The sequence below is a fragment of the Olsenella sp. oral taxon 807 genome (genome assembly GCF_001189515.2).
Lineage (GTDB): Bacteria > Actinomycetota > Coriobacteriia > Coriobacteriales > Atopobiaceae > Olsenella_F.
Genome location: NZ_CP012069.2, coordinates 321,415 through 334,855 on the forward strand (window position 1 = coordinate 321,415; position 13,441 = coordinate 334,855).

Genomic DNA, 13,441 nt, shown 5'->3' on the forward strand with positions numbered 1-13,441 from the left:
TTGCATAGTCGTGTCTAACATGAAGAGGTATTTGGGAGGAGGAAGCATGAAGGACATGGTATCTTGGCTCAGCAACGAGGAGAGCGGACAGGGCCTGGTCGAGTACGCGCTGATCCTGGCGCTCATCGCGATCGTCGTCATCATTGCGCTGACGTTCCTCGGCAACAACGTCAACAACAAGTTCAACAACGTCACCAACGCCCTCCACTAGGCGTAGGCTGGCCGCCGCCGGGGCCCGCCCCCGGCGACGCACGAAGACACGAGGAGGAAGCATGAAGGACATGGTATCTTGGCTCAGCAACGAGGAGAGCGGACAGGGCCTGGTCGAGTACGCGCTGATCCTGGCGCTCATCGCGATCGTCGTCATCATTGCGCTGACGTTCCTCGGCAACAACGTCAACAACAAGTTCAACAACGTCACCAACGCCCTCCACTAGGCGTAGGCTGGCCGCCGCCGGGGCCCGCCCCCGGCGACGCACGAAGACACGAGGAGGAAGCATGAAGGACATGGTATCTTGGCTCAGCAACGAGGAGAGCGGACAGGGCCTGGTCGAGTACGCGCTGATCCTGGCGCTCATCGCGATCGTCGTCATCATTGCGCTGACGTTCCTCGGCAACAACGTCAACAACAAGTTCAACAACGTCACCAACGCCCTCCACTAGGCGTAGGCTGGCCGCCGCCGGGGCCCGCCCCCGGCGACGCACGAAGACACGAGGAGGAAGCATGAAGGACATGGTATCTTGGCTCAGCAACGAGGAGAGCGGACAGGGCCTGGTCGAGTACGCGCTGATCCTGGCGCTCATCGCGATCGTCGTCATCATTGCGCTGACGTTCCTCGGCAACAACGTCAACAACAAGTTCAACAACGTCACCAACGCCCTCCACTAGGCGTAGGCTGGCCGCCGCCGGGGCCCGCCCCCGGCGACGCACGAAGACACGAGGAGGAAGCATGAAGGACATGGTATCTTGGCTCAGCAACGAGGAGAGCGGACAGGGCCTGGTCGAGTACGCGCTGATCCTGGCGCTCATCGCGATCGTCGTCATCATTGCGCTGACGTTCCTCGGCAACAACGTCAACAACAAGTTCAACAACGTCACCAACGCCCTCAACTAGGCGTAGGCTGGCCGCCGCCGGGGCCCCGGTGCCACACGAGACACGAGGAGGAAGCATGAAGGACATGGTATCTTGGCTCAGCAACGAGGAGAGCGGACAGGGCCTGGTCGAGTACGCGCTGATCCTGGCGCTCATCGCGATCGTCGTCATCATTGCGCTGACGTTCCTCGGCAACAACGTCAACAACAAGTTCAACAACGTCACCAACGCCCTCCACTAGGCGTAGGCTGGCCGCCGCCGGGGCCCGCCCCCGGCGACGCACGAAGACACGAGGAGGAAGCATGAAGGACATGGTATCTTGGCTCAGCAACGAGGAGAGCGGACAGGGCCTGGTCGAGTACGCGCTGATCCTGGCGCTCATCGCGATCGTCGTCATCATTGCGCTGACGTTCCTCGGCAACAACGTCAACAACAAGTTCAACAACGTCACCAACGCCCTCCACTAGGCGTAGGCTGGCCGCCGCCGGGGCCCGCCCCCGGCGACGCACGAAGACACGAGGAGGAAGCATGAAGGACATGGTATCTTGGCTCAGCAACGAGGAGAGCGGACAGGGCCTGGTCGAGTACGCGCTGATCCTGGCGCTCATCGCGATCGTCGTCATCATTGCGCTGACGTTCCTCGGCAACAACGTCAACAACAAGTTCAACAACGTCACCAACGCCCTCCACTAGGCGTAGGCTGGCCGCCGCCGGGGCCCGCCCCCGGCGACGCACGAAGACACGAGGAGGAAGCATGAAGGACATGGTATCTTGGCTCAGCAACGAGGAGAGCGGACAGGGCCTGGTCGAGTACGCGCTGATCCTGGCGCTCATCGCGATCGTCGTCATCATTGCGCTGACGTTCCTCGGCAACAACGTCAACAACAAGTTCAACAACGTCACCAACGCCCTCCACTAGGCGTAGGCTGGCCGCCGCCGGGGCCCGCCCCCGGCGACGCACGAAGACACGAGGAGGAAGCATGAAGGACATGGTATCTTGGCTCAGCAACGAGGAGAGCGGACAGGGCCTGGTCGAGTACGCGCTGATCCTGGCGCTCATCGCGATCGTCGTCATCATTGCGCTGACGTTCCTCGGCAACAACGTCAACAACAAGTTCAACAACGTCACCAACGCCCTCCACTAGGCGTAGGCTGGCCGCCGCCGGGGCCCGCCCCCGGCGACGCACGAAGACACGAGGAGGAAGCATGAAGGACATGGTATCTTGGCTCAGCAACGAGGAGAGCGGACAGGGCCTGGTCGAGTACGCGCTGATCCTGGCGCTCATCGCGATCGTCGTCATCATTGCGCTGACGTTCCTCGGCAACAACGTCAACAACAAGTTCAACAACGTCACCAACGCCCTCAACTAGGCGTAGGCTGGCCGCCGCCGGGGCCCCGGTGCCACACGAGACACGAGGAGGAAGCATGAAGGACATGGTATCTTGGCTCAGCAACGAGGAGAGCGGACAGGGCCTGGTCGAGTACGCGCTGATCCTAGTACTCGTCTCGATCGTCGTCATCACGGCGCTGACGTTCCTCGGCAACAACGTCAACAACAAGTTCAACAACGTCGCCAATGCTATCAAGTAGTTCTTGTAGTACAATAGACTGGCAATGATCAATTCGGCCGGACAGTCTTTAACGGCTGTTCGGCCATGTTTCTGTATGAGATAGGATTCTAGTATGAACTTGCCATTTACATCGTCTGGGTCGTATGAGGATGGGGCATCGAGGATGCGCGTGATCGCTATAGTGGCAGGTGTGCTCCTTGTAGCTATATTAGGGTATATTGTGATATCTGGTAAACTGTTTAGCGGAGGTGGGGCACCTGCCAAACAGACAATTGTTGTCGCAAAACAGGAGATTCCAGCTTATACCGCCATTACACCCGACATGGTTACTACGATCGATGTAACCTCCGGGAATTATCTTATCAATACCGCAGACAAACCGGAAACGGTCGTGGGCACAATTGCCCAGTCGCCTATTGGAGCGGGGCAGATAGTATACAAGAATCAGATCTCACGAATAGATCTCATTGCTGGTGGCAATCCGTTGTTTATGACCTTGAAGGATGGGCAGCGCGCAATGAGCTTGGATGTCAATGAGGTCACGGGCGTCTCTAACCTCCTGAGGGTAGGTAACAGGGTAGACATCATTGCGGTCTACAGCGGAAAAGAGGGTAGTGGCGGAAGCACTCACGGACTCGCTTCGACAGTCCTGCAGAATGTGCCTATCTTGGCGATAGGGAAGCAATATGAGAGTACCCCAGGTACGCCTGCCCCTAAGGCGAATAAGGATGGGTCAAGCGATTCGAGTAACACAAGCTCTAGTGACCAGAGTTCCTCCTCTAGTTCTGATAAGAGCGAATACTCGACTGTAACATTCCAGCTCTCCTCGCTGCAGGATGGCGAGAAGCTCGCACTAGCTATGAATCTTGATGGTGTAAAGATTTATCTGGCGCTTCGTTCTCAAAACGATAACGAGATTGTTCAGTTGCCGACTATCAACTCGACCGAGGTCTTCAGCTAAAGAGAAGGGGTAGGTAAGATCGATGGCAATCAATGTCTTCCTCTTTGGACAAAGTTCCGAACGTGAGGGAATCCTCATGTCCTCCTTTAAAGCAGAGGACGGGTTTAGGGTTGTTGGTGGTACAGAAAAAGAAGGCGATGTTATAGGCGCCATTGATTCTCTGCGGGTGAGGATCCTTGCGCTCTATGTCGATGGATCGGATGCGGTGTTTCGTGTTGCACAGCAAGTGTACGCGCTGCGTCCAAAGGTCATTGTCATTGCCATAGTGAAGCAAGGCCTTAACGAGGATCAGTTGCGAGGGTTGCTATCCTGTGGAATCAGTGGATCCTTCCTAGAGGATAGTCCGCATGCGGCGATAGTAGATGGTATACGTCGCTCCGTGTCCATTGAGACGGGACGTATCGATGCGATAACAGGGTCGAGTGCAATCGCAGATACCAAGTATATTTCGTTTGTGTCTGCAAAGGGCGGCATCGGATGCACTACGTTCATGTCAAGCCTGGCGGTTGATCTCGCTCGCCAAGGGAACAAGGTGCTCGTGATAGACCTTGATCTACAATATGGCGATGGGGGTATCTTCTTTGGGATCGACTCGCGCATGAACTTGGGTGAGTTACTTCAGGAGCGCGTCAGTCCGACCATTGATGATATCCGCCAATACGTTGCTATTCACGATTCGGGCGTGAACATCCTCTGCAGTCCGTGCAGTCCAGAGATCGCGGAGAAGATCGGAAGCTCGCAGGTCGATAGACTTTTGTCGGCCGTACGTAGCTACTATGACTTTGTCCTCATCGATACGGGTACAATTTTTGATGACATTATGATTACGGTCTGTGAGCAGTCCACTTATGTCGTGGTCTGTGCAAGGCCAGACATCTCGGTCCTGAGGCATACGAAGAGGCTCTTCTCCCTGCTGCATTCGCTTAATCAGTCAGATAAGATTCGTCTCTTGGTTACCTTCTATGATCCGAGGGGAAGAATCAAGATTCCTGACGTCGAAAAGGTCTTTGGGACGCGGGTATGGGCCAGTATGCCATATGACTATCAGCTTGCCTCGGCGGCAATCAATAGGGGTGTACCGGTTTCCCTTGCTGCACCAAGGTCAGGAATCGCGCAGGCTAGTGGCATGTTGGCGAGCCAGCTTTCCGGCTCGCAACAAAGGCCGGTGAGCGGAGCTGGTATGAATGCAATGCCAATGAATGCCATGCCTGCTGGTATGCCTATGCCTGGTCAGCAAAAGCAGCCAAAAGAGCGTAAGCCACTGTTTAACATATCCTTTGGTAAGAAGAAGGGACAGTAAATGAGTCTTGAGGAGCGTCTAAATCGCGCACGTGGTGCACGAGGCACCTCTTCGGTGACAGTGCAGACTGCTGTCCCGACACAGCAGTCACAAGGAACGAGTGGGGGAGAGTCTCGTTCCGTCGCACGCCCTCAAGCTGCAGCGCGGCGTGTTGCTGCTAGCTCAGCAGGTATGCTTGCGCCAGTAGCTACGACAAGTCGCTATGGTGATCTAAGAAGGAGCCTCCAGGCAAAAGTCATCGAGGAGATCAACACCACTATTGGAGATGCTGCAGACCATGAGGCTGAGCTCGATGATCTCATTCGGCAGGTCGTTTTTGATGAGGCCGCCGAGGTCCCGCGCTCCGATAGAGAGGTCCTCATACAGGAGATCCATAATGAGGTCATCGGTCTTGGTCCGCTTGAGGATCTGATGAAAGATCCCAAGATTACAGAAATTATGGTCAACGGTGCGAAGGATGTCTATATTGAGCGAGATGGACGCATCGCAAAGACAAATGTGACCTTCGAAAACGATGATCATGTTCTGAGGATTCTCGATCGTATCGTCTCTCGAATAGGCAGGCATGTCGATGAGGCGAGTCCTCTGGTTGACGCACGTCTGGAGGATGGCTCGCGTGTCAACGCCGTCATTCGCCCCGTTGCCATCAAGGGTCCGTCCATCACGATTCGACGCTTTAGCTCTGCACCTCTTCAGATTGCCGACCTCATGGAGCACGGATCCCTCTCATACTCAATGTCCTCGTTTCTTGAGGCGTGTATTCTAGGGAAGGCTAATGTCATCGTGTCCGGAGGTACTGGCTCCGGTAAGACGACGCTCCTTAATATTTTATCTGCGTTTATTCCTGACGAAGAGCGAATTGTAACCATTGAGGATGCTGCCGAGCTTCAGCTCGAGCAAAACGATGTCGTTACGCTTGAGGCTCGTCCTGCAAACTCGGAGGGGAAGGGGCGCATCTCCATCCGAGATCTCGTGAGGAACTCTCTACGTATGCGTCCTGATCGCATTATCGTGGGCGAGGTTCGTTCTGCCGAGACGCTCGACATGCTTCAGGCTATGAACACAGGCCATGAGGGTTCGCTTACCACGGTACATGCCAACTCTCCGCGCGATGCCATGTCGCGTCTTGAGACTATGGTTCTTATGGGTGGTATTGAGCTTCCTGTCAAGGCGATTCGAGATCAGATTAGTTCAGCCCTTGACATTGTTGTTCAACAGGCAAGGTTCAGAGACGGCTCTCGTAAGATTGTAAGCATTAGTGAGGTAGTTGGTATGGAGGGCAGTACCATTACCTTACAGGACATCTTTGTTTATCAGCAGGAAGGTCTTGATGCTAAGGGACGGGTAAAGGGAGCTTTTAAGGCTACGGGGATTCGTCCACATATTCTCAAGAAATTCAATGAGATGGGTGTCTTCGTGCGTGATGAGTGGTTCTCGTAGGGAGAAAAGCGAGTATACGTTATGGCTATTATTGTTATTCTTTTGGTTTTGGGCGTTTTACTTTGCGTTATCCTCGCATCTCAGTCTAACAATGGGGGCGAGTTGGGTAAGCGCCTGCAGGAGATTGAGCATCTCGAAGCAGCCGACAGCCAGTCTACGCGCGATCAGGCTCGCAGGGGGCGTCGGGGTTCTGCCGGGCCTGATAATGATGCCATGCGTCAGTTTCTCGCGAAAATTTATGTCCCTGCGCGACTTCGTACCGGGATACAGCGGGCGGGCGTTGATTTGCGACCAGAGGAGTTTGCTCTGATGTGGATCAGTGCCACGATGGTGCCGTCGTTTCTTGCGTATCTCTTTACGAACAATATCATCGCTGTTCTTGCGCTCGCGATGCTTGGCGCGATTGCGCCACCCTTCTATCTTCACTTTATGACAAATAGGAGGATGGACACCTTCTCAACCCAACTGGGTGACGCGCTTCAACTCATCTCTAATGGTTTGAAGGCGGGGTTTTCATTTGAGCAGGCTCTCGTCTCTGTACGTACGGATATGGTTCCGCCTATCTCAATAGAGTTTGGTCGGGCCATAAATGAGATGAACTATGGTATGTCCTTGGAGGATGCGCTCACTGGGGTGACGACACGTATGGACAGCAGCGATATGAAGCTTCTGACTTCTGCCGTCATGATTCAGCGAAAGACAGGCGGTAACCTTGCTTATATCTTGGATAACCTTGCCTTGACCATTCGTGAACGCGTTAAGCTTAAGAACAAGATCAAGACGCTTACTGCCCAAGGTAGGATGTCTGGATATGTTCTTGGGAGTGTACCAATAGTTCTCTTCTTCGTGATATCTGGAATAAATCCTGAGTATATGTCAGTTTTTTATACAACGACTGTTGGTATTGTCATAGTCGTCGTTGCGTTATTGCTTGAGGTCCTAGCTTTTGTGATCATTAACAACATGACAAAACTTGTCTAGGTCGTTTGGCCTGAGGGGCTCTATTCATGAATTTCAGAATATTTATTCTATTTACTGTTCCTGTAATCTATTTGTTCTTATTTGTGACCTTGATGCAGCGACTCGGGTCGGGGGATAAGGTTGCAGCACGACTGAAGTCCATTGAGGAGCTGGACATCCTAGGAATTGGCATTCCGGAGGAGGAAATTGATTCACCCTCCTTTTTCGATCGCGTTGTTAAGCCAAGGCTAGTGGGTGTCTCACAGGCTATTAGTTCGAATATTCCAATTGACGAGGAAACCCAGGGCGCGCTTGCCATGGATTTAAAGCTTGCCGGTATAAACATGAGCTCTCAGACCTATATAGGCATGACTATACTATGCGCCCTAGTTTTAATGGTTCCGCTTGGAATACTTTTTCAACTTATAGGCATTATCCTTGCTGCGTTCGGTACCTTTGTCGTTGCCCGTGTTATGCTGCAGGCTAAAATTAAACAGAGACGTAAGACAATAGAGAATTCTCTGCCGGATACACTTGATCTTCTCAGTTCCTGCGTGTCCGCAGGCTTGGGCTTCGATCAAGGCTTGTTGCATGTTATCAAACGTACCGATGGGCCTTTGACGGACGAGCTTTCCCAGGCGCAGCGCGAGATCGCCATGGGTGTTCCACGTGCTGAGGCGCTCGGGCGTTTAGCAAAGCGTTGTGACTCCCAGCCCATCACATCCTTCGTTGGTGCGATCCTCCAGGCTGAGAGGCTTGGTGTACCTATTGCCAACATTCTTGAGACTCAGGCAGAGTCAGTCCGTGACTACCATAGACAGCAGATCGAGGAAGAGAGTGCTAAGCTTCCTATTAAGATGCTTTTCCCTCTTGTCTTCCTTATCTTTCCCATCATTATCATGGTGCTGCTTGGTCCGGCTATCCTCAAGATCATGAACAGTGGGGCGCTCTAGGCGATGAGCATGATGAGCTTAAGGCGAGCAACGCTTGGCACAAGATCCCTTGTGATCGAGACTGCAGATACGTTTTTAACGCGCTTTAAGGGTCTGATGGGTAGGCGTGAGCTTGCGCCTACACATGCCCTTTTTTTAAAGGGTTGCTCGAGTGTTCATATGTTCTTCATGAAGTTTTCCCTTGACATCGCCTATTTAGACAAGGATTTTCGCTTGCTGTATGTAGAGACGCTCCGACCCTGGCAAATTGGGAGCCTTGTGAAAGGCTGTGCTCATGTGCTTGAGCTAAACGCAGAAGAGCTATCTCCAAGCTGGCGTCCCAGAGAGCTGCTGAGTTTGGGCGATACGGCATTCGATGAGCGCTAAGCCAGATACAAAGGCCATAGACGCAAGTATTGCGAACATTCTGAGGATTGACTGAATATAAGCTGTTTTAAGAAAACAAACAGGTATGATTCTCTTAATCGCTTGGTAGGGTAATTTGATTGGTGCCGCCTATTGCCCTATACTGTGGGATATGCAGTTAATACGAATGGAGCGTTGTTATGGCTAATTCTGCTTTCAGGCTTGTCGATGATGACTTCGATTTCGAAGATCTGGATGAGATCGACGATATCGATCTTAATGGTTTGGCCAATCCGGAGGATGATGGTGCTACCGCTGGTGCTCCAGAGGCGAGTACAGGTGAGGCTGGCTACGGTGGCAACGTCGACTATGCAAACAATACAGGTTATGCAAACAATACAGGTTATGCAAACAATACAGGTTATGTAGACGCAGGCTATGCTGGCGACGCTGGCATGGGGGGCGAGGGCGATGCGAACGTCCCCATGCCCACCATGAGTGACAACATGGAGGGCACCCATAGCTTCTTTTTGGAGCCTAATCCCGGTTTCGATACGAGCATGTTCGCGGATCCCGCCGCACCGGCTGCTCCGGTACCCGCCCAGGCCGACGAGAATCTTCAGGCCGAGGTCCTTGGGGATGGGACTCTTGAGAACCTTGACGGTGTCCTCGAAAAGAGCCTCTTCAATGGCTATAGTCGCAAGAGCGTAAAGGAGTATGTTGATTCCCTCAACAACAATTCGAAGATGATACGTACCAGCTTTGAGAAGCAAATCAGTGACCTGTCAAAGGAGCGCGCGGATCTTTCGAACGAGTGCAACGTCCTTAGGGCCCAGATCGATGAGATCGAGGGCAAGAAGCGTGAGCTCGAGGATCACATTGCGGCGACCGAGCGCGAGGACAGGGAACAGGACGACCGCATCAATGACCTGATGTCCACAGTGGACGAGTCGAGACGGCAGGCCGAGGAGGCCCTTGCCCGCGTCGAGCAAATGAAGGGCGAACGCGCGGCGCGCGAGAAGGCACTCAGCGAGAACGAGGCAGAGCTCGATAAGCTGCGCAAGGATGTGCAGTCAAAGACCGAGGAGATCAATTCTCTCGACCGTGAGCTTGGCTCGTTCAAGGACAGGGTCAAGTATTATTCAGGTCAGCTCGACTCCTATCGCAACGAGGTGAACGAGTACAAGCAGAAGCTTCTCGACTTCACCCAGAAGCTCTCCGAGCACGAGAAGGTTGTCAGCGACGCGAACGCTCTGCGCTCCCAGGTCGCTGAGCTCCAGGAGAGCGTCAAGGGCTACGAGGAAAGCACGACCGAGCTCAATGCTCGGCTCAAGGAACTCTACCAGAGCAACGAGGCCTACCAGCAGAAGAATGAGGCACTTGAGGGACAGGTGCAGACCCTCTCAAGGAAGAACGATACACTCCAGGGTCGCGTCTCCGATCTGCAGCAGCGCAACTCGAGCCTCAGTAGTCTTGTCAAGAAGCTGTCTGATGATAACTCGCTTGCTTTAAAGCGTATCTCCAGCCTCGAGCAGCGCAACAACGGCTTCGTCTCCCAGATTGACAAGCTTAGGGCCGACAGCGAGGCCACTGTCTCGCGCTTGAGCGAACTTGAGGAGCAAAATGATAGCTATGTAGCCCAGCTCGACAAGCTCAGGAGCGTGCAGCGTGAGTCTGAGGCGATCATAAACAAGCTCAGGTACCAGAACGAGGATTATGTCACGCAGATAGGAACCCTAAAGGACAAGACTGCCGAGTTCGAGTCCCGTGCCTCCGAGCTCCAGGAACGCAATGATGGCTATGCCACCCAGATCAGCAAGCTTCAGGATGCCCGTGATTCATCTGAGGCTCGCATACGTGAGCTCCAGGAGCAGAACAAGGATTTTGCTTCGCAGATCGGGTCCCTCAAGAGCAAGAATGCCACCTCAGAGGCTCGCTTGATCGATCTCCAGGAGCAGAACGAGGCTTCTGCGGCCCGCCTGAGCAGGCTCCAGGAGCAGAACGAGGCTTCTGCGGCTCGCCTGAGCAGGCTCCAGGAGCAGAACGAGGCCTCGACGGCTCGTGTCACAAGGCTCAAGCAGAAGAACGATGACTACGTCTCGCAGATCGGGTCGCTAGAAGACAAGAACGCTGCCTCAGAGGCCCGCGTCTTCGAACTAGAGCAGAAGACCGATGACTATGAGTCTCAGATCGACGAGCTCAAGGATCAGAATGAGGCTTCCAACCTGCAGGTCGCGGAACTACAGCAGACCAACAAGGGCTTGCGAGAGCGTATTGCGGCCGTTATCGAGCAGGTGGGGGATGCAAAGAAGAAGCTTGAGGTGAGCGAGTCCGAGCTTGGCAAGACACTGAGCTACGCCGCCTCGCTCGAGCAGCAATGCAGTGAGCTCATCGAGCATCTCAACAAGATGAAGGAGAAGTGCGACCTTCTGACCTCCAAGAACAAGGCTTTGCTTGATCTTGCGGACAAGTACCGCAGCCAGGTTGAGCAACACAGGAGTGCTCTTCAGCGCATCGAGCAGTACGGTTATGAGGTCAACAAGTTCCAGCACTCCACGAGGGTCCTGTTTGACGCCGTGGGAGTCCAGCTTGATGATGGCACGGATGAGTTTGGATCCACTCCTTACGAAGCCCAAGATGATGCGGACGAGGATTTTGGTGAATTTTAAGAAGGCGGACTAAAGCAGGTACTATAGTTTTAGAACTGCTCGACACGTAGCATAATCGAGGCAAAGAGGGTCGCGTCTTTAGTATGAGGAAGACGCGACCTTCTTTATGAGTTGCAGTTCACTTTGCTCAAGCGGGCATACTTGACGACCCAAGAGAGAGGTGAGAGTATATCTGCTACGCAGAACTATGGAGTGTTACTGAAGTATGGTGAATTTATCTGAATACAAACATAGCATTTAGGCTATACTACTTTCAAAGGCTTTTTGGTGGTTTGGGGAGAGAGGTGGTTCTGATGAGGCGTTTGAGATTTCTCAGGAGTGTAATCGCAGAAGAGGATGGCCAAGAGATCGTTGAGTTCGCGCTCATCGTAACGTTGCTTATCGTGCTCTTGGCAGTGCCAATTGATATATTTCGCTATGTCAATACACGTATGATCCTAAACGATGCCGCAACCGACGCCGTCTCGTCTTTGAACAATGATTCGATTGAGCACAATACCTGTGAGAGTGATGTCCTCAAAAGCGTGCAGAAGTCGTATGGCTCAAGGCTTACAGATGTTAAGGTTGACAAAATTAATGTGCAAAGCATTGAGACAAAAGATCCGTATACCTACCACGTCTTTAATAGCGACAAGCAGAACAAGACCCAGTACTCCGATCAATTCGATCCGAGGGACTCAAACTACTACTATAAAGAGGTCTCATTGACGCTCAGCTGTACTGAGAATGCAATCACGCCGTTTGGGGGCATGTTCTTTGGTGGTAGTATGAGTTGGACGATCAAGAGCGATCCCGTGACCTGCAACGTCTACACAGCGGGATATAAGAAATAGAGCGTTGATGCTATTGGAGTAATTTATCAGAGTCTTAATGGGTATTTGATCTAGATGGATGGGTGTATACAATGATTGAGATACTGAGAAGACGATGGGCTGACACAGCCAAAAGACGCACGTCAGGTCAGGCCTTGGTGGAATTTGTGCTCGTGTTTCCGCTCTTTATTACGATTCTATTTGCGATCATTGACTTTGGGTGGATGGCGTATCAAAAGGCTGCCTTCGATTACAGTCGTATACACACAAGTTGGGATTACGCAGGCCTCGATGTAGGCAACCCATCGTCAACTACCTTTAACTGGAGCTATGAGAAGACTGGTCCGACTGAGTCTTCTAACACATACGACGATACCAGGGTGCAAACTGCCGTAATGGAGTCTATAAAGAAGGCGCCCTCTATAGGCTTTGACACGCATGAGTTGACGGTTACGAATGCTAAAGTGACGATATCAAATGTCCCAAGCGAGTCTACTGTTCCAGACAGGAAGGGTGGCGCCACGAAGGCAACAAGGGTTACGCGCCAGGCAAGACTCGAGGCTACAGTCAAATACAACGTCAAGCCCATCATCGGCCTGCTCATTCAGCCGGTGGAAGTGACTGAAAATATCGATGTAACGCATGTGGTGGGCGACCAGACAAGGACGTACTGATGTCTACTCCAAGGGGGGGTGATGGCATGTTCAAGCAAGTCCACGTATTGCGCTCGACTGCGATAGGGGCCGATGGTGCGCCTGAAGATGGTGAGAGTGGCAACATACTCGTTATGTTCGCGTGTTCCCTCATCGTCTTGATCTTCTTCATTGGCTTGACCGTTGATGTGAGCATGATTCTGTGGCAAAAGGGTCAACTGGTCAATGATGCCCAGCTGATCAAGAACAATAGGTTTGTGTATCAGGATTCGGTGCGATATGCAGACAACCCAGGAGAGGAGTTTGAAAAGAGGGCACTTAAGACTCTTCAGCTCAATGGGTATGAGGGTGATGGCAAAATTTACTTCTATGAGTATTCTCAAAAAAAGGAGGAACGCAAGGTCAAAGTTCGTGTCGAGTTAAATAAGAAGGCTAATACGTACTTCTTCCAAGTCTTTGGAGTTAAGTCCATACCCATCTCTACCTCAATTGACTTTGAGGATACCTATGGTGATTATAGGGAGAAACCATCAGATCCGACAAAGCCTGAGAACAGGGTATGGCATCCAAAAAAATCCGCGTCCGAATATAACGGTACGTATGAATTTAATTCTACATCTGCATCTACCGGGCGCACCTCAGAGCACCTGCCAAGTGACTTTTGATAGACAGGAACTAGCTT

General features: G+C 52.6%; 22 protein-coding genes. All 22 read left to right on the plus strand.

All coding sequences use genetic code 11. The annotated features are described in order from the left end of the window. Positions 1 to 46: 46 nt before the first annotated feature. The 22 genes from ADJ70_RS01390 (at position 47) to ADJ70_RS01495 (ending at position 13,424) form a co-directional block, all read left to right on the plus strand. Entirely contained in the window at positions 47 to 211 is a 165-nt protein-coding gene (locus tag ADJ70_RS01390; protein ID WP_062393048.1) for a Flp family type IVb pilin, read from the plus strand. Between the two features lie 61 nt (positions 212 to 272). Next, complete coding sequence (locus ADJ70_RS01395) at positions 273 to 437, plus strand: Flp family type IVb pilin (protein WP_062393048.1); 165 nt, start codon at positions 273 to 275, stop codon at positions 435 to 437. A gap of 61 nt (positions 438 to 498) precedes the next feature. After that, entirely contained in the window at positions 499 to 663 is a 165-nt protein-coding gene (locus ADJ70_RS01400; RefSeq protein WP_062393048.1) for a Flp family type IVb pilin, read from the plus strand. Between the two features lie 61 nt (positions 664 to 724). Then, positions 725 to 889, plus strand: coding sequence for a Flp family type IVb pilin (locus ADJ70_RS01405; RefSeq protein ID WP_062393048.1), 165 nt, complete (start codon positions 725 to 727; stop codon positions 887 to 889). A 61-nt stretch (positions 890 to 950) separates the two neighbouring features. Then, entirely contained in the window at positions 951 to 1,115 is a 165-nt protein-coding gene (locus tag ADJ70_RS01410; protein WP_062393050.1) for a Flp family type IVb pilin, read from the plus strand. 55 nt (positions 1,116 to 1,170) lie between these two features. Then, positions 1,171 to 1,335, plus strand: coding sequence for a Flp family type IVb pilin (locus tag ADJ70_RS01415; RefSeq protein WP_062393048.1), 165 nt, complete (start codon positions 1,171 to 1,173; stop codon positions 1,333 to 1,335). A 61-nt stretch (positions 1,336 to 1,396) separates the two neighbouring features. Next, a complete protein-coding gene (locus ADJ70_RS01420; protein WP_062393048.1) occupies positions 1,397 to 1,561 on the plus strand; it encodes a Flp family type IVb pilin in 165 nt (54 codons plus the stop codon). A 61-nt stretch (positions 1,562 to 1,622) separates the two neighbouring features. Then, positions 1,623 to 1,787, plus strand: a complete 165-nt coding sequence (locus tag ADJ70_RS01425) for a Flp family type IVb pilin (protein WP_062393048.1) — start codon at positions 1,623 to 1,625, stop codon at positions 1,785 to 1,787. Positions 1,788 to 1,848: 61 nt separating this feature from the next. Beyond that, positions 1,849 to 2,013, plus strand: coding sequence for a Flp family type IVb pilin (locus ADJ70_RS01430; protein WP_062393048.1), 165 nt, complete (start codon positions 1,849 to 1,851; stop codon positions 2,011 to 2,013). Positions 2,014 to 2,074: 61 nt separating this feature from the next. Continuing rightward, the gene (locus tag ADJ70_RS01435; RefSeq protein ID WP_062393048.1) at positions 2,075 to 2,239 is read left to right on the plus strand and encodes a Flp family type IVb pilin; all 165 of its coding nucleotides are present in this window, start codon (positions 2,075 to 2,077) and stop codon (positions 2,237 to 2,239) included. A 61-nt stretch (positions 2,240 to 2,300) separates the two neighbouring features. Then, positions 2,301 to 2,465 (plus strand): Flp family type IVb pilin, encoded by a 165-nt coding sequence (locus tag ADJ70_RS01440; RefSeq protein WP_062393050.1) that lies wholly within the window; start codon positions 2,301 to 2,303, stop codon positions 2,463 to 2,465. A gap of 55 nt (positions 2,466 to 2,520) precedes the next feature. Continuing rightward, positions 2,521 to 2,685, plus strand: coding sequence for a Flp family type IVb pilin (locus tag ADJ70_RS13910; protein ID WP_216597295.1), 165 nt, complete (start codon positions 2,521 to 2,523; stop codon positions 2,683 to 2,685). Between the two features lie 150 nt (positions 2,686 to 2,835). Beyond that, a complete protein-coding gene (gene cpaB, locus ADJ70_RS01445; protein ID WP_172674421.1) occupies positions 2,836 to 3,627 on the plus strand; it encodes a Flp pilus assembly protein CpaB in 792 nt (263 codons plus the stop codon). A gap of 22 nt (positions 3,628 to 3,649) precedes the next feature. Next, positions 3,650 to 4,927: an AAA family ATPase gene (locus ADJ70_RS01450; RefSeq protein WP_050342853.1), complete on the plus strand. Its 1,278-nt coding sequence runs from the start codon at positions 3,650 to 3,652 to the stop codon at positions 4,925 to 4,927. Further along, positions 4,928 to 6,367: a CpaF family protein gene (locus tag ADJ70_RS13915; protein WP_083443728.1), complete on the plus strand. Its 1,440-nt coding sequence runs from the start codon at positions 4,928 to 4,930 to the stop codon at positions 6,365 to 6,367. A 21-nt stretch (positions 6,368 to 6,388) separates the two neighbouring features. Further along, positions 6,389 to 7,348, plus strand: coding sequence for a type II secretion system F family protein (locus tag ADJ70_RS01465; RefSeq protein ID WP_050342857.1), 960 nt, complete (start codon positions 6,389 to 6,391; stop codon positions 7,346 to 7,348). A 26-nt stretch (positions 7,349 to 7,374) separates the two neighbouring features. Next, positions 7,375 to 8,280 carry a type II secretion system F family protein gene (locus tag ADJ70_RS01470; RefSeq protein WP_050342859.1) on the plus strand — a complete coding sequence of 302 codons (906 nt, stop codon included), beginning with the start codon at positions 7,375 to 7,377 and terminating at the stop codon, positions 8,278 to 8,280. A gap of 12 nt (positions 8,281 to 8,292) precedes the next feature. Next, positions 8,293 to 8,646, plus strand: coding sequence for a DUF192 domain-containing protein (locus ADJ70_RS15600; protein ID WP_371256205.1), 354 nt, complete (start codon positions 8,293 to 8,295; stop codon positions 8,644 to 8,646). A gap of 179 nt (positions 8,647 to 8,825) precedes the next feature. Then, the gene (locus ADJ70_RS01480) at positions 8,826 to 11,294 is read left to right on the plus strand and encodes a hypothetical protein (RefSeq protein ID WP_050342862.1); all 2,469 of its coding nucleotides are present in this window, start codon (positions 8,826 to 8,828) and stop codon (positions 11,292 to 11,294) included. Between the two features lie 293 nt (positions 11,295 to 11,587). Then, the gene (locus tag ADJ70_RS01485) at positions 11,588 to 12,127 is read left to right on the plus strand and encodes a TadE/TadG family type IV pilus assembly protein (protein WP_050342870.1); all 540 of its coding nucleotides are present in this window, start codon (positions 11,588 to 11,590) and stop codon (positions 12,125 to 12,127) included. Positions 12,128 to 12,198: 71 nt separating this feature from the next. Continuing rightward, on the plus strand, positions 12,199 to 12,780 hold the full coding sequence (locus tag ADJ70_RS01490) for a TadE family protein (RefSeq protein WP_062393059.1): 582 nt from the start codon (positions 12,199 to 12,201) through the stop codon (positions 12,778 to 12,780). Between the two features lie 26 nt (positions 12,781 to 12,806). Next, positions 12,807 to 13,424, plus strand: a complete 618-nt coding sequence (locus ADJ70_RS01495) for a Tad domain-containing protein (protein ID WP_172674423.1) — start codon at positions 12,807 to 12,809, stop codon at positions 13,422 to 13,424. Positions 13,425 to 13,441 lie beyond the last annotated feature (17 nt).